Origin of the sequence: Streptomyces sp. NPDC060027 (genome assembly GCF_042737005.1) — a bacterium.
In the GTDB taxonomy this organism is placed as follows: domain Bacteria; phylum Actinomycetota; class Actinomycetes; order Streptomycetales; family Streptomycetaceae; genus Streptomyces.
In genome coordinates this window covers 1-17,844 of record NZ_JBHWVI010000112.1, presented here as the reverse complement: position 1 = coordinate 17,844, position 17,844 = coordinate 1, and the positions used below count along the sequence as shown (strand labels likewise).

At 72.1% G+C, this 17,844-nt stretch carries 12 protein-coding genes; 5 read left to right on the top strand and 7 right to left on the bottom strand.

The features are described from left to right. Positions 1–24 precede the first annotated feature (24 nt). From ACFWBT_RS25375 to ACFWBT_RS25365, 3 genes are all read right to left on the bottom strand, one after another. The gene (locus tag ACFWBT_RS25375; protein WP_385704297.1) at positions 25–1,794 is read right to left on the bottom strand and encodes an LCP family protein; all 1,770 of its coding nucleotides are present in this window, start codon (positions 1,792–1,794) and stop codon (positions 25–27) included. Between the two features lie 246 nt (positions 1,795–2,040). Next, positions 2,041–3,315, bottom strand: a complete 1,275-nt coding sequence (locus tag ACFWBT_RS25370) for an LCP family protein (RefSeq protein WP_385704294.1) — start codon at positions 3,313–3,315, stop codon at positions 2,041–2,043. 218 nt (positions 3,316–3,533) lie between these two features. Beyond that, complete coding sequence (locus ACFWBT_RS25365; RefSeq protein ID WP_385704292.1) at positions 3,534–4,289, bottom strand: TIGR03089 family protein; 756 nt, start codon at positions 4,287–4,289, stop codon at positions 3,534–3,536. A gap of 128 nt (positions 4,290–4,417) precedes the next feature. Between ACFWBT_RS25365 and ACFWBT_RS25360 the strand changes: the two genes are divergently transcribed. Together ACFWBT_RS25360 and ACFWBT_RS25355 are read left to right on the top strand one after the other, a co-directional pair. Beyond that, positions 4,418–5,812, top strand: coding sequence for a peptidoglycan recognition protein (locus ACFWBT_RS25360; protein WP_385704289.1), 1,395 nt, complete (start codon positions 4,418–4,420; stop codon positions 5,810–5,812). Between the two features lie 187 nt (positions 5,813–5,999). Next, positions 6,000–7,082, top strand: coding sequence for a sugar phosphate nucleotidyltransferase (locus ACFWBT_RS25355; protein WP_385704287.1), 1,083 nt, complete (start codon positions 6,000–6,002; stop codon positions 7,080–7,082). A gap of 195 nt (positions 7,083–7,277) precedes the next feature. Here ACFWBT_RS25355 and ACFWBT_RS25350 read toward each other — a convergent pair whose 3' ends face one another. The 4 genes from ACFWBT_RS25350 to ACFWBT_RS25335 form a co-directional block, all read right to left on the bottom strand. Beyond that, entirely contained in the window at positions 7,278–8,303 is a 1,026-nt protein-coding gene (locus ACFWBT_RS25350) for a DNA-3-methyladenine glycosylase family protein (protein WP_385704285.1), read from the bottom strand. 137 nt (positions 8,304–8,440) lie between these two features. Continuing rightward, the gene (locus ACFWBT_RS25345; RefSeq protein WP_385704323.1) at positions 8,441–9,784 is read right to left on the bottom strand and encodes a coenzyme F420-0:L-glutamate ligase; all 1,344 of its coding nucleotides are present in this window, start codon (positions 9,782–9,784) and stop codon (positions 8,441–8,443) included. Between the two features lie 26 nt (positions 9,785–9,810). Further along, positions 9,811–10,794 (bottom strand): 2-phospho-L-lactate transferase, encoded by a 984-nt coding sequence (gene cofD, locus ACFWBT_RS25340; RefSeq protein WP_385704283.1) that lies wholly within the window; start codon positions 10,792–10,794, stop codon positions 9,811–9,813. 88 nt (positions 10,795–10,882) lie between these two features. Continuing rightward, positions 10,883–11,371, bottom strand: coding sequence for a cysteine dioxygenase (locus tag ACFWBT_RS25335; RefSeq protein WP_385704281.1), 489 nt, complete (start codon positions 11,369–11,371; stop codon positions 10,883–10,885). Between the two features lie 732 nt (positions 11,372–12,103). Between ACFWBT_RS25335 and ACFWBT_RS25330 the strand changes: the two genes are divergently transcribed. From ACFWBT_RS25330 to ACFWBT_RS25320, 3 genes are all read left to right on the top strand, one after another. Next, positions 12,104–12,367 carry a WhiB family transcriptional regulator gene (locus ACFWBT_RS25330; RefSeq protein WP_003975777.1) on the top strand — a complete coding sequence of 88 codons (264 nt, stop codon included), beginning with the start codon at positions 12,104–12,106 and terminating at the stop codon, positions 12,365–12,367. Between the two features lie 231 nt (positions 12,368–12,598). Next, positions 12,599–16,297, top strand: coding sequence for a glycosyltransferase (locus tag ACFWBT_RS25325; RefSeq protein ID WP_385704278.1), 3,699 nt, complete (start codon positions 12,599–12,601; stop codon positions 16,295–16,297). After that, complete coding sequence (locus ACFWBT_RS25320; RefSeq protein ID WP_385704275.1) at positions 16,294–17,793, top strand: DUF5719 family protein; 1,500 nt, start codon at positions 16,294–16,296, stop codon at positions 17,791–17,793. The genes ACFWBT_RS25325 and ACFWBT_RS25320 overlap by 4 nt, the downstream gene beginning before the upstream one ends. The last annotated feature ends 51 nt before the right edge of the window (positions 17,794–17,844 follow it).

Sequence of the window (17,844 nt, the reverse complement as noted above, 5' to 3'; positions counted from 1 at the left end):
ACGCTCGACGGACCCGTCAGGTCATCACTTGGCGCACACCGATTTGTCCGCCGTGGACTTGTCCACGTCGGGCGCCTTCGTCGGAGTGGTCAGTGACACTCCGGCGCCCTTGAAGTCCTTGCCCAGGGTCAGCACGATCGCGGGCAGCCCCTGTGAGTTCTTCTCGCTCTCGCCGGGCTTCATCGCCGAAGCGGGCAACCCCATCAGATCCGCCAGTTTGCGTGCCTGGTCGGCCTGGTCGGGAGAGTACTCCAGCGTCGTCTTGCCGAGGGTTTCGTCAGCGTTTCCGAGCTGGGTGGACTTGAGCACGCCCTCATCATTCTGCAGCCAGTTAAGAGTCTCCTGTGCGGAGCCCGCGACGGCGCCGCCGTTGTAGATGTCGACGCGGATGTCGGACGCTGCGGAACGGGAGCCCTTGAGGCGGGCGGCCACCGCGGCCTTCTCCTTCTTCGCCTTCTGCTTCACGGCGGTGAAGGAGACGTCGTTCTTGATGGCGTCGAAGACGGCGGGTGCCGACGACTGGTCGACCACGACCGTCGCGTGGACCACCTCCGCCGGGTTGTCCCGCACCGGCACCGTGGTGAAGGTGATGTTCTTCGTCGGCACCTTCTTCAGCTCCATGGCCATGTCCTTGAGCGTGCCGACCTTGCCGATGCCGGTGTCCACGGTCAGTGCCTTGGTGGCCGCCTCGGCCAGCTTGTACAGCTTGCCGGGGCTGGTGAGGGTGTTGCCCGAACTCATCTTGCGCATCAGGGAGCCCAGGAACTGCTGCTGCACCTTGATGCGGTCGAGGTCGCCCTGGTTGCCGAAGCTGTGCCGGGTGCGCACGAACGCGAGGGCCTGCTCGCCCTCGATGGTGTGCTCGCCGGCGGAGAGCTTGAGGTGCGAGTCGGGGTCGTTGACGTCCTTGGCGACGCAGACCTCGACACCGTCCACCGCGCTGGTCAGTGTCTTCACGGCGTTGAAGTCGGCCATCATGAAGTGGTCGACCGTGATGCCGGTGACCGCCTTGACCGTGTCCATCGTGCAGCCGGGGTTCCGGCCCGCCTGGCCGAGGCTCGTGTTGAAGCGGACGTTGTCCGTACCGTTGATGGTTTTCTCGGAGCCGTCCTCCTGCTTCGCCTTGCAGTCGGGGACGTCGACGATGAGGTCGCGCGGAATGCTCATCGCGGTCGCGTTCGTCCGGTCCTTCGAGACGTGCAGCAGGATGTTCGTGTCGGCGTGCCCGACGCTGTTCTTGTCGCCGTAGCCCTCGTTGCCCGCACCGGTGCGCTTGTCGGTGCCGATGATGAGGATGTTGAAGGCCTCGTCCTTGCTGAAGCCGTCCTTGGCCGAATCGCCGACGTCCTCTGTCTGGACGTTGCCCTCAAGGTGTTTGAGATAGGCGTAGGCGGCGCCGGACACGGCCACCAGCACCAGCGCCATGGTGCCGCCGGTCCAGAGCACTATCTTCTTCGCCTTCGACTTCTTGGGCGGCCTGGTACGCCCGCGCCGCCGCCCCGGAAGGGGCTCCGGCGGTTCGCCGCGGCGTCTGCGCGGCCCTGGCACATCGGGTCCGGGCGCGTCACTGTCCCGCCCCGGTGCGTTACGGTCCCGGCCCGGTGTCGCGCGATCCCTGGCGGGCGCGGTTCGGGTGCGTGCCGCTGCGGAGGGTGTACCCCTCCGCGGTCGCGGCACTCCCGACTGCGCTCCGGAAGGGGTCAGTCGCAGTTCGTATTCACCGGTGTTCGGGTTGAGCACCCACTGGTCTGCGGGATCGATGTTGTCCGCCCGCCCACGGCCTTGCGCGTCCACGGTTGTCTGAATCCTCCGTCGGGGCCACGCGGCGCCTTTCCCCCTCAAAAGGCGCTCGGGTCTCGGTCAAACAGTGCGCGGCCGCCAGGACGAACCTCGTGGCCGGGTGCACCGGATCGCTCACACTATCCGCCCAGTTCAGCGTCGAGCGACGACCGTGACAAATTCAACGTCCCTACAACTGGGCAATCCGCCCCATTTCTCGGAGACTTCTTAGCTCAGCTGTTCCCCACCTTGGCGCGCGCTTTACCCGCAGGCGTCCTCGGCCGCCGTGTTACCCCGGAAAGTCGGTGCCGGATCGGGTGTCCCGGCGAGTACGACAGGCCCTATTGCCCTCGACTTTCCGTTGCCGGACGACTCCTCTTCGTAACCATGGGGGGAGTTCCCGTACGGGCTTGCGGAAAGCGCCGATTGACCCTGGGCGAGCTTCTGGGGCGGTTCCTTCACGACCGCCACCGGCTTGTCGGCGCGCAGCCGCGCGAAGAGCCGGGCCGCCTCGGGCTCCACGAGCTGGTCGCGGTTGGCGTTGAGGACATAGGACGTCCGCGGCACGGTCAGGAACTGCACGCTTTCGGTGGGTATGTCGCGCATGCCGCGCGCCAGGTCGTACAGGCCGCGCAGGCTCGCGAGCCCCGGGTCGGTGGTCAGCGACGACGTGGCCGCGTCCAGCACCGGATACAGCTTCGCCGGGTTGAGCAGGACATCGTTGCTGCGCACCTTGTTGACGAGCGCGCCGAGGAACCGCTGCTGCCGGTCCATGCGGTCGGTGTCGCTGCCGTCGCCGATGCTCTTGCGCGCGCGGACATAGCCGAGGGCCTGCTCGCCGTTGAGCACGACCTTGCCCGCGGGCAGCCGCAGCTTCGCCGCCTTGTCGTCGATCGGCTCGCTCAGGCACACCTCGACACCGTCCACGGCGTCGACCATGTCCTTGAAGCCGTGGAAGTCCACCACCATGTGGTGGTCGACGCGGATGTTCGTGAGCTTCTCGACGGTACGGATCGTGCAGGCCGAACCGCCCACCTGGAAGGCGTAGTTGAACATCGCGAACATGGGCTCGGTGCGGGTGCCGCCGGGGCGCCGGCAGCTCGGCACGTCCACCATCAGGTCGCGGGGCAGTGACATGGCGGTCGCGCTCCGCCGGTTCGCGGAGAGGTGCAGCAGGATCGTGGTGTCGGACCGCTCGGTCCCGGAGTCCCGTCCGTACTTCTTGTTCCCGGCCCCCGAGCGCGAGTCCGATCCGATCAGCAGGATGTTCTGCGCGTCGCGCACCAGCGCGGTGGGCCGTTCCTTCTCGTACCGGGCGAGCTCGGCGGCCGCGTCGTTGTCGGCCGTGATGTTCCCGTTCAGCTTCTCGTACGCGGCCCAGCCGACGCCGGCGGCGCCGAGGACCACCACGGCCACCCCGGTCGCCGTGTAGCGCAGCCAGCGGCGCCGCCTGCGTATGACCCCGGCCCCGGTGGGCGACGCTCCCTGTCCCGGCCCTTCCCGGCGCCCGGAGGACGGGCCTGCGGTGTCGGTCACGTCGGAACCACCACCCCTCCTGGCGTACGAGCGTGTCTGGCTGCTCCTACGACCATGTCCCGAAGTGGCTGGTGAGGGGGGCCGGTGATGGGCCGAACGGGGGACGCGCCGACCCGCGGAGCAGGCCCCGCGCGAGCCACCCGCACGGCCAGGCGCCTGCCCGCACGGGCCGTACGGCCCCTTCCCGCCCGTCCGGCGCGCGGCCGGGCGGTGTCCGGCTAGCGGGCCGTCGCCGTCACTCGCTCGCTCTCGATCCGCTGGGCGACCGAGTCGTCCCCCAGCCGGTCGAGGTGGCGGCACAGCACCACCGAGGCGCCGGTGGCGAGCGGCGCGTACAGGCCGGAGGACAGGCCTTCCCATGTGTCGTACGAGAGCGCCGACAGGATGCGGGACCCCGGGCCCGTCAGATCCAGCCCGGGAGCGTCGGCACGGGCCTGCTCCACGACCTCCGCGCCCGTATAGGCGGCCCCGGCGACGACCAGCGCCCGCTCCTCCGGATCGACGGGCGCGTACGGCGCGAACCGGTCGCCCTGGCTCGGCACCTCCACGGCGTAGTCCGCGTACCCCGCGGGCGGTGTCGGGAAGCGGCGGCCGAGCGGCGCGAGCGAGAGGGCGACGCGCTCACCGGAACAGGCGAGCCCGGCCTCGAACTGTCCGGGGCCCGCGACGACGTGGTCCGCGGCGGCCGGGTCGCCCCCGACATCCGCGACGACGCCCACCGAGGAGCAGGCGAGCAGCCACACCGCCGTCTGCCAGTGCGCGGGCAGCAGCAGCGCGACCCGCTCGCCGGGCTCGGCGGACAGCTCGCCCTGGAGCAGGTTGGCGGTCTTGGCCACCCAATTGGCGAAGGTGGCCACGGACAATTCGACACGTTCGCCCGTCGCGTCGTCGTAGAAGGTCACCAAGGGGCGCGCCGGGTCCGCGGAGAGTGCGGATCGCAGCAGGTCGGCGGGGGTGCGGTCGGTGGCATTCACGCGGGCAAGCGTACGCGGGGCCGCCGGGCGGCGCGGACCGCGCGGGCCACCGGTTCGGCCGAGCCTCTCCGACTGCCCGTCAATTCCGCGATGGACAGATATATATGACTATGTCCAGGATCAGGAGCATGCGTGGATTCCTTGCTTCCTCGATCGGCGTCACCTGTGCGGCGGCTCTCGCCCTTCCGCTCGCCCTGCCCGCCCCGGCACAGGCCGGGCCGTCGGCGGCGACCTCCGAGATTGCCGTCCCCGGCAGCACCCAGTCCCTGCCACTCGTCCCGCTCACCGGTGAACGGGCCCTCGGCCCAGCCGCCCCCGAACAGGGCCTCGCCCGCCGGGACGTACGGCCGTTCTCCCTGGTCGGCGTCGTCTGGGACGACCCGAACAGTGAGTTGAACGGCCGTGTCCAGGTCCGTACCCGGGCGGCCGGCAGCGGCCACTGGTCGGGCTGGCAGGACGTCGAGACCCATAACCACGAACACGCCGCCGACCCGGACACCGCCGAGGGCGCGTCGCACCGGGTGCACGGCTCCACCGCCCCGCTGTGGGTGGGCGACTCGGACGGCGTCGAAGTCCGCGTCGACGCGGAGCGCGTGACGCGGGAGATCGCGGAGAGTCCGCAGGAGGGCGCGCGGGACAGCCCGTGGGAGGACCGCGCGACCACCCTGGCGGACTCCCCGCTCCCCAGGGGCCTGCGCCTCGAACTGGTCGATCCCGACGGGGATCCCCCGGACGCGGACGCGCCCGGGGCCGGACGGGAGGGGGGCGCTCCATCGGACGCGCGCGCGGGGAGCGGACGCGCGGGCGCGTCGGACGGGGCAGGGGGCGCGGGCGCCACCGAGATCGCCGCGCTCACCCAGGAGGAGACGGAGCGCGAATACCTCCCCGAGGCCGCCTACGAGCAGCGCGCGCAGCCGTTCATCGGCCCGCGTCCCCGCATCGTCACGCGCCGCGGCTGGGGTGCGAACGAGAACCTGCGTGAGCGCGGCTTCGTCTACACGAAGAAGGTCAAGGCGGCCTTCGTGCACCACACGGCGTCGGGCAACAAGTACAGCTGCTCGCAGGTGCCTTCGCTCATCCGCAGTATCTACCGCTACCACGTGGTGAGCAGCGGCTGGCGCGACATCGGCTACAACTTCCTCGTCGACAAGTGCGGAAACATCTACGAAGGCAGGGCCGGGGGCGTCGCGAAGGCCGTCAAGGGCGCCCACACCCTCGGCTTCAACACGAACAGCATGGGGATCGCCGTCCTCGGCAACTTCGCCGGCACGAAGCCGCCCGACGCCGCGCTCAAGGCCATCGCGCGGCTCACGGCATGGAAGCTCGGTCTCTACGGTGCCAATCCGCGTGGCAAGACATACCTGACGTCGGCCGGTGGCAATCTCTACCGAAAGGGAAAGAACGTACGACTGAACGTGATCTCCGGCCATCGGGACGGCTTCGCCACGGAGTGCCCCGGACGGCTCCTCTACGGCAAGCTCGGCTCGGCCAGGAAGACGGCGGCCCGCTACCAGGGCCGGTAGGCAGGACCCGGAACCGGCAAGGCCGACACGGCTCGGCCGGGCCGGAACCGGCAGAGATCACCTGAAGTCACGACAGAGGCCCGTCGAAGGACACCGCACGGCCATCGAAGGCGCCATCGAACGGTCTGCATACACTGGCCGGCCGAAAGAAAGTTCGGCCGGTCCCGGCAGGAAGCAGAGACGACAGGTGACAGAAGCGATCCTCCTGGTCGGCGGCAGAGGCACCCGTCTGCGCCCCCTCACGGTGCACACGCCCAAGCCGATGGTTCCGGCGGCCGGGGTCCCCTTCCTCACGCACCAGCTGGCGCGGGCGCGCGCGGCGGGCGTCGAGCACATCGTGCTGGCGACGTCCTACCTCGCCGAGGTCTTCGAGCCGTACTTCGGTGACGGCTCCTCACTGGGCCTCCACCTCGAGTACGTCACCGAGGAGGAGCCGCTCGGCACGGGCGGCGCCATCCGCAACGTCGCGTCCCGGCTGCACTCGGGCCCCGACGACCCGGTCCTGATCTTCAACGGCGACATCCTCACCGGCCTGGACATCCCGGCCCTGGTGGCGACCCACGAGACGACGGGCGCGGACGTCTCCCTCCACCTCACCCGGGTGGAGGACCCCCGTGCGTTCGGGCTGGTGCCCACCGACTCCACCGGGCGCGTCACGGCCTTCCTCGAAAAGCCGCAGACCCCCGAGGAGATCGTCACCGACCAGATCAACGCGGGGGCCTACGTCTTCCGCCGCTCGGTCATCGACACGATCCCCGCCGGCCGCCCGGTCTCGGTCGAGCGCGAGACCTTCCCGGACCTCCTGGCCACCGGCGCCCACCTCCAGGGCATGGTGGACTCCACCTACTGGCTGGACCTGGGCACCCCGCAGGCCTTCGTCCGCGGCTCCGCCGACCTCGTCCTCGGCCGCGCCCCGTCCCCGGCCGTTCCCGGCCGCTGCGGCGACCGCCTGGTCCTGCCCACGGCGACGGTGGCGCCCGACGCCAAGCTCACCGGCGGCACGGTGGTCGGCGAGGGCGCCCGCATCGGCGAGGGTGCCCGGATCACCGGCAGCACCGTCCTCGCCGGAGCCGTCGTCGAACCCGGCGCGGTCGTCACCGACTCCTTCGTCGGCGTCGGCGCCCGGATCGGCGAGCGCACGATCCTCACCGGCGCGGTCATCGGCGACGGCGCGGTCGTCGGCCCCGACAACGAACTCCGCGAGGGAGTCCGCGTCTGGTGCGACGCCCGCATCCCGGGCGGCACGGTGCGCTTCTCGTCGGACCAGTAGAAGCCCCACCCTGAAACCCCGGAGGGCAGATCCCAGCCCCTCCGGCGTTTGAGGAGCGAGGTCTGGGGCGGAGCCCCAGGTACGGGACGGGCAGGGGCGGAGGGGGCGAAACTCCGCCCGGTCCGGGGGACGACGGAGGTGGCCGAGGCCGGCAGGACGGCGGAGGTGGCGGAGGGCGGCGGAGGCCAGGGCCGCCTACAGTCGCCCGATGTCTCCGCGAGGCATCTTCGGCGTACGCCGCGGCGGCGTACGCCCGGCCAGCAGAATCAGCCGGGCGGCCCGATGCCGCTGCCCGGTATAGGGCTCCAGCAGCTCCAGCATGGCGGAGTCGTCCGCGTCCCGGTCCCCCGCCAGCGCGTACCCGACGATCCCCGGCAGATGAAGATCCCCCACGGTCACGGCATCCGCCGCACCATGACTGCGCTGCACGACTTCCGCGGACGTCCACGGCCCGATCCCGGACACCAGCTCCAGCCGCTCCTGCGCCCGCACGGGATCGAGCCCCACGGCCTCCTCCAGCCGCGCGGCGACCCGTACGGCCCGCAGAATCGTGGAGGCCCGCTTGTCGTCGACCCCGGCCCGGTGCCACTCCCAGGACGGGATCAGGGCCCACGTCCGCGGCGCCGGCATGACGTACATCCGCTCGGGCGCGGGCCCCGGCGCAGGCTCCCCGAACTTCCGGACGAGCAACCGCCACGCGCGGTACGCCTCGTCGGTGGTGACCTTCTGCTCGAGGACGGACGGGATCAGCGACTCCATCACCAGCCCGGTCCGCAGCAGCCGCAGGCCGGGCCGCCGATGCCGGGCGAGCGCGACGAGCCGGTGCCGTGGCTCGAAGGCGTCGGGATCGTCCGCGGCGCCGAGCAGTTCGGGGAGCCGGTCGAGCATCCACTCGGCTCCCGGCCCCCAGGCCTCGCCCCGGACCACCCCGCCGCGCAGCGCGACCCGAAGTGTCCCGGGCCCGGCGGGCGTACGGCTGACCCGCCACACGGAGCCGTCGGGTGTCGTCCTGAACGTCGGATCACCCGGTCCGCGCCGCAGCGGCCCGAGCACGAGCCCCAGATCGAGCGGCCCTTCGGGCGTCCAGGCACGGGCGCGTCCGGGCTCGGCCGTCTGACGGGGCACTCCGCCCGGAACGCCGCCGGGCGCCCCTCCGGGCACCACGACATGCCCGCCGCGCACGGTCGTACGCGTCGGCCGGGGAGCGAAACGTCCAGCCACGAATGAGGTCCTAGAGGTACTCGGGGTGCCCTACGAGAGTAGGCGCTCCGCCCCCGCCGACGGCATCGAACGGCTCGGCCGACCGCCCCGGGACGAGCCACGCCGCTCGGTACCGGACGGAGCGGCGCCTCAACCGGTCAGCGCACCTCGATGAAGGCGGCGGCGTCCCGCTCCGGCCTGGCCCTGGGCTCCTCCGCCGCGTGCCCGACGGCCACGGCCCCCATCGGGTCCCAGCCCTCCGGCAGCTCCAGCACCTCGCGCACGACCTCCCGGCAGAACATCGTCGACGACACCCACGCGGACCCGAGCCGCTCCCCGGCCAGCGCGACCAGGAAGTTCTGCACGCCCGCCCCGGTGGCGACCACGAACATCTCGCGCTCGGCGCCGTCCCGCCGTGCGTCGCCGTAGGTGTGCGACCCGTCCATCACCAGACAGGGCACCACGAGATACGGCGCCTTGCGCAACACGTCACCCCGGCGGACCCGCTTGGCGATGGACTCCTCGCTCTTCCCGTCACCCCGCAGATCCGCGATCCACGCGTCCCGCATGGCGTCGAGCAGCCGCGTCCGCGACTCCTCGGACTCCAGGAGCACGAACCGCCAGGGCGTGGTGTGGTGCGGCGCCGGAGCGGTCACCGCCGCGGCGACCGCACGGCGTACGGCACCAGGGTCGACGGGCTCATCGGTGAAGGCCCGTACGGTACGCCGCTGGGTCACCGCCTCCCGTACGGCCTCCGAGGTGCCCAGCCGGAACATGTCGTCGCGCGCGTCCCGCACCAGCGCCCGCGCGCCGTCGCCGTCGCCCTCGGTCACCAGGTGCGCGAGCCCGCGCACGACGGCGACGGGCAGCCCGGAGGCCTTGCCCTTGACCAGGTCACCGGCGGCGGCGAGCTCGTCGGCCGTGGCGACGACGGTCGCGCCGAGCGGATTGCCGTGCGCGTCGGTGCCGCCGCGCAGATCGTCCAGCACATGGACGCCCGCGGCGCCGATGGCGACATCGGTGAGCCCGGTGCGCCAGGGCCGCCCGAACGTGTCCGTGATCACGACGCCGACGTCGACCCCGAGGGTGTCCCGCAGCCCCTCGCGGATCGCGCGCGCGGAGGCGTCGGGGTCCTCGGGCAGCAACAGCACGGTCCCGGCAGGGGTGTTGGAGGCGTCGACCCCGGCGGCGGCCATCACCAGACCCTGCCGGTTCTCGACGATGCGCAGCGGGCCGCGCCGTGCCACGACCCGCACGGTCTCGGCGTCGATGGCGGCCTCGCGGTCGGCGGCCTCGACGATCCGGCCCTCCGCCTTCGACACGATCTTGGAGGTGACGAGGAGCACGTCCCCGTCGACGAGCCCGGGCTCGGCCGCGGCGATGAGCTTCGCCAGGTCGTCCCCCGGGCGGACCTCGGGCAGCCCGTCCAGCGCCCGGACCCGGTAGCCCGCGCCTGCGTGCCGCTCCGGGCGCGCCCCGTCGGAGGGCGTCGCGGTGTCCACGGTGTCCCTGTTCGCGCTGTCCCTGTTCACGCTGTCCGTACCTCCTCCGCCAGCGTCAGCGCCTCACGCGCCATCTGCGCCGTCGCGTCGAGGTCGGACATCATCAGCGGTACGGCCCGGCACCGGATGCCGGCGGCCTCGACGCGCTCCACGCAGGAGGCGTCCACCGTGTCGACGAGCCAGCCGTCGAGGAGACCCGAGCCGTAGTGCTCGGCGACCGCGGCGGCGGTGGACTCGACGCCCACGGCGGCGAGCACCTTGTCGGCCATGCCGCGCACCGGCGCGTCGCCGACGATGGGGGAGAGGCCGACGACGGGCACGCCCGCCTCGGCGATGGCCTCACGGATGCCGGGCACGGCGAGGATGGTGCCGACGGAGACGACGGGGTTGGACGGCGGGAAGAGGATGACGTCCGCCTCGGCGATGGCTTCGAGCACGCCCGGAGCGGGCTTCGCCTGCTCGGCGCCGACCGGGACGATCGCCTCGGCGGGCACGGAGGCCCGCAGCCGCACCCAGTACTCCTGGAAGTGGATCGCCTTGCGCTCGCCCGCGGCCCCGGCCGGGTCGCCTTCCGGCAGCGTGACGGCGACATGGGTCTCGACGCGGTCGTCGGACATGGGGATGAGACGCACGCCCGGCTTCCACCGGTCGCACAGGGCTTCGGTGACGGCGCTGAGCGGATAGCCCGCGCCCAGCATCTGCGTCCGCACGATGTGCGTCGCGAAGTCGCGGTCGCCGAGCCCGAACCACTCGGGTCCGACCCCGTACGCCGCGAGCTCCTCCTTCAGACGGAAGGTCTCGTCGGCCCGCCCCCAGCCCTGCTCCTCGTTGATACCGCCGCCGAGCGTGTACATCACCGTGTCGAGGTCCGGGCAGACCTTCAGCCCGAAGAGGTGGATGTCGTCGCCGGTGTTGCCGATGACCGTGATGTCCGCGTCCGGCACGGCCCGCTGGAGACCACGCAGGAACCGTGCACCACCGATACCGCCTGCCAGAACCACAATGCGCATGGGGATCAGTCTCGCAGGCGGGTACGACAACGCGTCAGCCGGTTGCGGGACCTCCGGGACGGCGGGCCCGCGCTCCGGCGCGAAGGTGTCACACGGTTTCGGCCACCGCGCAACGCGCCGCGTGCATCGGCATCTCGGTGAGACCCGGGTAGTAGACGTGCAGACTGACGGCCGGTTCGAGCGAGTCGTTGACGACTTCGTGGACGTAGCCGGGCGCGAACACGCGCTCCGCGCCGGAGCCCAGGGCGCGCGTGCCGCGCTCGGTGTGTTCGGTCAGTGCGCCGTCGAGGACGGTCAGCACGCCGGAGGAGCCGCCGTGGTCGTGCAGCCCGCTGCCCTGTCCGGGAACCCAGGACAGGAGCCACACCTCATAGCCGGGCCCCGTGCGCAGCCGGTGGTACCAGCGCGAGGTGGCGTCGTACCGGACGAGGTGCTCCCACTGGGAACGGTCGGCGGCGATGGAGCGCGCCAGGCCGACGAACTCGGCCACGGTGGTGGGGTGTTCGCGCGGCGGCTGGAGCAGGTGCGGGACTTCGAGGATGTCGCCGGCGATCTGGAGGTCGCTGTCGCTGTTCATGGATGCGGTGGTTCCTCGGCGGGAGAGTGCTGGGGTGTCGCTGGCCATTTCCGCCCGGGTCAGGAGCGGGGATTCCGTCCGGGTCACGGGCGGGGAGAGGAGCCCTGGTGCGGGCGGTCGCCCCGGTGCGGGGCGGGGATTCGCCTCAGTGGCGGCGAGGCAGCCGGAGCGCGGTGAGGCTCAACAGCTGGAACAGCAACAACAGCTACAGCGAACGTGGGCAGCACCGTGGGACCCGGCGGTGCGGGTCGAGGTGAGTGCCAAGTTCACGAGCATGCCCACAAGGACACCGGTTCATACCCGCACTGTCAACTTCATGTCCGCTATGTGGGAGATGTTTCACCTCATCCGGTTCACCTGGCAGGCGAAAGGTTTGTTCAGGAGCCTCCCCGGACACATGGCGCACAACCGGGTGAACAAACCTCGCCGCGGCCCCGTGATCCAAATGTGATCAGATTCGCTTCGGGGTCCGCGTCGGAACGAGATCGAACTCCTGGACGTCCTCCCCTGCGAGGGGGCGGGCGTCTGACCTGGACCTCTTGGGCTGTCAGGGTTTATGACGATTTGAACACTTTCCGCATAGCCTTGGTTCCGCAGAGTGAATAAGGGGCCCAATAGCAGATCTCGGCTTGACTGGCCCGGATCGGCACACTTGTAATTTCACTCGTGTCGTTCAGCCGAAATCGGTAACGGCAGCATCACGGGGACGCGAAAGACAGACGAGGGGCGCACATGACCGAGCTGGTGCAGCAACTGCTGGTCGACGACGCGGACGAGGAACTCGGCTGGCAGGAGCGCGCGCTGTGCGCCCAGACCGACCCCGAGTCCTTCTTTCCCGAGAAGGGCGGCTCCACCCGCGAGGCCAAGAAGGTCTGCCTCGCCTGTGAGGTCCGCTCCGAGTGCCTCGAATACGCGCTCGCCAACGACGAGCGGTTCGGCATCTGGGGTGGTCTGTCCGAGCGGGAGCGGCGTCGTCTCAAGAAGGCCGCTGTCTGAAATCAGCCGCACAGGAAAACGGACGCGGAACACTCGTCCACACACGTGGGTGCCGCCGAACAAACGGCACACACACTTACGTAACGAACGGCCCGTCGCATGTGGGTTATCCACAGGCGGCGGGCCGCCGTCTTGCCCAGCCGTTAGTGTGGGCCCTCGTCCGAGACGTCCCGCTGTCCCCGCCGGACACAGACGTCCACCGCAGTCCATCGAACCGGGGCCCGTACCTCGATGTCCGTGCACAGCCATTCGGCAGCCCGTCACGACGCCGCTGCCGCCCCTGAGTTCCCGCGCCACGTGGTGACCGCGGTGCTCGTCTCCCATGACGGCGCCCGCTGGCTGCCCGAGGCGCTCGCCGGGCTGCTCGGCCAGGAACGCCCCGTGCAGAACGCGGTGGCCGCCGACACCGGCAGCGCGGACGACTCCGCCGAGCTGCTCACCGAAGCGCTCGGCGCCGACCACGTGCTGCACCTGGCACGGCGCACCGGCTTCGGCCAGGCCGTCGAGGAGGTGTCCCGCACCGCCGGTGTGCTGACCCCCGACGACCTGCCGTACCTCAAGCGTCCGAGCGGCTGGGACCCCGTGACGCGCAGCTGGCGCGACGACGCCTACGACATGCCGGACCTCCCGCACGGCGAGCCCGAGCAGTGGCTCTGGCTGCTGCACGACGACAGCGCCCCGGAACCCGACGCCCTGGCACACCTGCTGAGGGTCGTGGAGAACGAGCGGGAGCTCGGCCACGACGTGGCCGTCGTCGGCCCCAAGCTCCGCGGCTGGTACGACCGCAGGCAGCTGCTGGAGGTCGGCGTCACCATCGCCAACTCGGGCCGCCGCTGGACCGGCCTGGACCGCCGCGAGCAGGACCAGGGCCAGCACGACCACGTCCACCCCGTCCTGTCCGTGTCCACCGCCGGAATGCTGATCCGGCGCGACGTCTTCGAGGAGCTCGGCGGCTTCGACCGCCGACTGCCCCTGATGCGTGACGACGTCGACCTGTGCTGGCGCGCCCAGGCCGCCGGCCACCGTGTCCTCGTCGCCCCGGAAGCCGTCGTACGGCACGCCGAGGCGGCCTCCCGCGAGCGCCGCACCGTCGACTGCGTGGGCCGCACCTCCGCGTCCCCGCACAAGGTCGACAAAGCGGGCGCCGTCTACACCCTCCTTGTCAACGCCCGCACCGCGCAGCTCCCCTGGATCCTGATCCGGCTCGTGCTCGGCACCCTGCTGCGCACGGTCGCCTACCTCGTGGGCAAGGTCCCCGGACAGGCGGTCGACGAGATCCGCGGCCTCCTGGGCACCCTGCTGCGCCCCGAGCGGATCATCGCCGGGCGGCGCAGGCGGGGCCGCCCGCAGGTCGACAAGGGCGAGCTGCGGGCCCTGTTCCCGCCGCCGGGCGCCACTCTGCGGGCCACCGTCGAACAGGTCGCCGGCAATCTGGTGAACCGCTCCGACGCCGAGCTCGTCACGGGCGCCGGACGGCACGGAGGCGCCGTGGAGTCCGGACCGGGCGACGACGACGGCGACTTCCTGGAGATCGAGCAGTTCGCCCGGATCAAGCGCATCGCGCGCAACCCCGGTCCGATGCTCTTCCTGGTGCTCCTGTTCGTCTCCCTCCTCGCCTGCCGCGACCTGCTCGGCGGCGGGGCCCTCGCGGGCGGCGCCCTGCTGCCCGCACCCTCCGACGCCTCCGAGCTGTGGGCGCGCTACCTCGACGGCTGGCATCCGGTCGGCGCGGGCGACACCGGGTCCGCCCCGCCCTACCTCGCGCTCCTCGCCCTGCCGGCCTCCGCGCTCCTCGGCTCCACCGGGCTCGCGGTCACCGTGCTCCTCGTGGGATCCGTGCCGCTGGCCGGCTTCGCCGCCTACTTCGCCTCGCGCCCCCTCGTCGAGTCGCGCCTGCTGCGCGCCTGGGCCTCCGTCGCGTACGCCTTCCTGCCCGCCGCCACCGGCGCGCTCGCGGGCGGCCGCATCGGTACCGCCGTCCTCGCGATCCTGCTGCCGCTCATCGCGCGCGCGGGCATCGCGGCGAGCGGTCTCGCGCACGCCTCCAAGGCGCGCGGCAGCTGGCGCGCGACCTGGGCGTACGCACTGCTGCTGACGTTCACCACGGCGTTCACGCCGATCGTGTGGCCCATCGCGCTGGTCCTCGGCATCGCGCTCCTCGTCGTACGCCGCAGGGAGATCCCCGCCTACGGGCCGCGCTTCCTGGCCCAGCTCGGCACCCCGCTGCTGGTCCTCGCCCCCTGGTCGCTGACCCTGCTGCCGTTCGGCTTCTTCAAGGAAGCCGGACTGGAGTACGGCGGCGGCGCGGCCTCCGCGCTCGACCTGCTCGGCGCCAGCCCCGGCGGCCCGGGCACCGTCAGCGGGCTGATGCTCTTCGGCGTCGTGCTCGCCGCGCTGGCCGCCCTGACGCGCACCGAGCGCCAGGCGGGGATCTGGACCGCCTGGGCCGTCGCCGTCGTGGCACTCGTCTTCGCGGTCCTGTCCAACAGCTCCACCTGGGCCGGACCCGCCACCCTCGTCTACGGCCTCGCGCTGCTGGCCGCCGCGGCCGTCGGCGCCGACGGGGCACGCGCGCGTGTGGCCGAGCAGAGCTTCGGCTGGCGCCAGCCGGTGGCCGCGCTCATCGCCTTCGCCTGCGCCGCGGGCCCGCTGCTCGTCGCCGCCGGGTGGATCATCCGTGGCGCCGACGGACCCGTGGAACGCCGCGACCCGGTACAGGTGCCCGCGTTCGTCGCCGAGGAGAGCGGCACCCGCGACCAGGCCCGCACCCTCGTCCTCGACAGCCGCTCGGCCGCCAAGGTCGGCTATGTCCTCGTCCGCGGCTCCGGCGCCCGCCTCGGCGACGCCGAACTGGCTTCGGCGAGCGGCGGGAACAAGAAGCTCGACAAGGTCGTCGCCAACCTCGTGGCGGGCTCCGGCGCCGACCAGGCCGACGAACTCGGCGGCTTCGCCGTGCGTTACGTCCTGGTCCGCAAGGGCGCGCCCCGCGAGGTGAGCCGGGTCCTGGACGCCACCCCGGGCCTGACCCGGCTGAGCCAGCAGGACAGGAGCGCCCTGTGGCGCGTCGACCAGCAGGTCGCGCGCGCCGCCATCGTCCCCGCCTCCGGTGACCCGGAGTCCATCGCCGCCGGACCGGTCGAGGTGCACACCACCGTCCCCGCCGGAGCCGACGGCCGCGTCCTGCGCCTCGCCGACACCGCCGACGCGGGATGGACGGCGACCCTCGACGGCAAGCCGCTCACCCGCACCACGGTCGACGGTTGGGCCCAGGGCTTCGAACTGCCCGCCGGCGGCGGCAGGCTGGACGTCACCTTCGACGCCCCGCTGAGCCACACCGCGTGGCTGTGGGCGCAGGGCGGACTCGCCCTCGTCCTCGTGGTGCTCGCCCTGCCCGGGCGGCGCCGGGACGTGGACGACGACCTCCCCGAAGAGGAGGCCGTGCCCGCCCAGGACGTCACGGGCGACGGCCGCCGCGCCCGCCGACTGCGCGCTCAGGCCGAGGCGGAGGCCGAGGCCGAGCAGTCGGCCGAGGACCTCGACGGCGAGTCGCCCGCGGACGAGGAGTTCCCGGCCGCCGCCGTCCCCCACCAGCAGGCGTACGGCGAATGGGACACCCCGAGCTACGCGGGCGCCGAGTACGGCACGTACGGCGAGGAGCAGTACGAGGGCCGGCAGCAGTACCCGGCGGGCACCTACGAGCAGCCGTACCAGGCGGACCCCTACCAGGGCGGTCAGTACGACCCGTACGCCTATGGAGGCACGACGGCGTACGACCAGACGTACGGCCAGGGCTACGACGCGAACGGCCAGGCCTTCGACGACCGGGGCCAGGGCTACGAAACGGGCGACCAGGGCTACGACCCGGCGTACGACCCCGCGCGGCCCCCGCACGGCACCGACAGTGAGCGCCCCGACGGGAGCCAGCAGTGAACCGCACCACCCTGTCCCTGATCGCCGGCGCGACCGCGCTCGCCGCCGTCACCGGATTCGCGACCCTCAAGACGCCGGACGCCTCCGGCGGCGACACGGCCAGGACGGCCGCGCGGCTGCCCGTGGAGCGCACCAGCCTGCTCTGCCCGCAGCCGAGCACCTCCGACATCGCCGACACCGCGTACACGTCGTTCACGCCCGTCGCGGAGGGCGCCGGCGACCGCGGCAAGGCCGAACTCCGGGCCGCCGCCGCGGAGTCGGACGGCAGCTCCGACGGCAAGAAGAGCCGCGGCAAGGCCGCCAAGCCCGTCGTCCGTCCCAAGGAGCCCGGCAAGCCCGCGACCGGCGACACCTCGGGCGCGCAGACACCCGCCCTCGTCGGCACCGCCGAGGGCAAGTTCGCGCCCGGCTGGACGGTTCAGGAGACCACGGACGTCGCCGTGGGCACCGGGCGCGGCCTGCTCGGCACCAACTGCACCGCCCCCGACACCGAGTTCTGGTTCCCGGGCGCCAGCACCGCCGAGGACCGCACCGACTATGTGCACCTGACCAACCCCGACGACTCCGCGGCCGTCGTCGACATCGATCTGTACGGCAAGGACGGCAAGCTCAAGTCCTCGGTGGCCGACGGGATCACGGTCCAGCCGCACGCCGGCGAGCCGATCCTGCTGAACACGCTGGCCGGTGACCCGCAGACCAACCTGACCGTGCACGTGACGGTCCGCAGCGGTCGCGTCGGAGCCGCCGTGCAGGCACTGGACGACAAGATCGGCGGCGACTGGCTGGCCGCCTCCACGGATCCCGCCGGAACCCTCGTCCTGCCGGGCATCCCCAAGGACGCGACCTCCGTGCGCCTGGTCGCCTTCGCACCCGGCGACACGGACGCCGACCTGAAGGTGCGCCTCGCCTCGCCCACCGGGCTGATCACCCCGGCAGGGAGCGAGACGCTGCACGTGAAGGCCGGTATGACCGCCGCGACCGACCTCGGGGACGTCACCCGCGGCGAAGCGGGCTCCCTGGTGCTCACCCCCACCGGTTCGTCCGTGCCGGTCGTCGCGGCCCTGCGGGTCGTGCGCGGCAAGGGCGACAAGCAGGAGACCGCGTTCATTCCGGCCACCGCCCCGGTCTCCGCGCGCGCGACGGCCGCCGACAACAGCGCCAAGGGCTCCACGCTCGCCGTGACCGCCCCCGGCGAGGGAGCCAAGATCAAGGTCACCGCGTCCGCGGGCTCCGAGGGCGGTTCGGCCGTGACGAAGACGTTCACCATCAGGGGCGGGACCACCCAGAACGTCGAGGCGCCCGTCCCGAGCGGCCTCAAGGGCACGTACGCCCTCACCGTCGAGCCGGTCTCCGGAGGCCCGGTCTACGCCTCCCGGATGCTCGCGTCGACACAGAACGGCGTCCCCGGGTTCACCGTCCAGACCCTCCCGGACGACCGCGGCACGGTCGCGGTACCGGAAGCGGAACAGGACCTCTCGGTGCTGCTCAAGCAGTGATCCGGCACCGGTGATCCGGCACCGGTGATCCGGCACCGGAGATCCGGCACC

Coding starts and splice junctions, on each gene's coding strand:
- ACFWBT_RS25325 (WP_385704278.1), top strand. CDS start 12,599: ATGTCCGTGCACAGCCATTCGGCAGCCCGTCACGACGCCGCTGCCGCC.
- ACFWBT_RS25335 (WP_385704281.1), bottom strand. CDS start 11,371: ATGAACAGCGACAGCGACCTCCAGATCGCCGGCGACATCCTCGAAGTC.
- ACFWBT_RS25330 (WP_003975777.1), top strand. CDS start 12,104: ATGACCGAGCTGGTGCAGCAACTGCTGGTCGACGACGCGGACGAGGAA.
- cofD (WP_385704283.1), bottom strand. CDS start 10,794: ATGCGCATTGTGGTTCTGGCAGGCGGTATCGGTGGTGCACGGTTCCTG.
- ACFWBT_RS25360 (WP_385704289.1), top strand. CDS start 4,418: ATGCGTGGATTCCTTGCTTCCTCGATCGGCGTCACCTGTGCGGCGGCT.